We start from the raw sequence: 273 nt of genomic DNA, 5'->3' as shown, positions 1-273 counted from the left end.
ACAAGGTCCCAACTACCATCGGCGCTAGAGAGCTTAACTTCCGTGTTCGGTATGGGAACGGGTGTGACCTCTCTGCCATCATTACCAGACTATATTCATTTAGGACAAGAATTATTGTAACTCATTTAACTTTTAAAGTCAACAAGTTTTTTATATTCTTTCAAAACTAGATAACATTGCTTCATATTATATGGTTAAGTCCTCGATCTATTAGTATTCGTCAGCTCCACATGTCACCATGCTTCCACCTCGAACCTATCAACCTGATCATCT

At 38.8% G+C, this 273-nt stretch carries 2 rRNA genes; both read right to left on the bottom strand.

The window, feature by feature from the left end:
- Positions 1–89, bottom strand: a 5S ribosomal RNA gene (rrf, locus tag MR065_RS27285); the annotation flags it as partial.
- 101 nt (positions 90–190) lie between these two features.
- Positions 191–273: ribosomal RNA gene (locus MR065_RS27280) — 23S ribosomal RNA — on the bottom strand; the annotation flags it as partial.

The sequence above is a fragment of the Bacillus cereus group sp. BfR-BA-01383 genome (genome assembly GCF_022663495.1).
In the GTDB taxonomy this organism is placed as follows: Bacteria; Bacillota; Bacilli; order Bacillales; family Bacillaceae_G; genus Bacillus_A; species Bacillus_A cereus_AU.
Note: the sequence above shows the minus strand (reverse complement) of the source record. Positions and strands in the feature narration are given on the sequence as shown.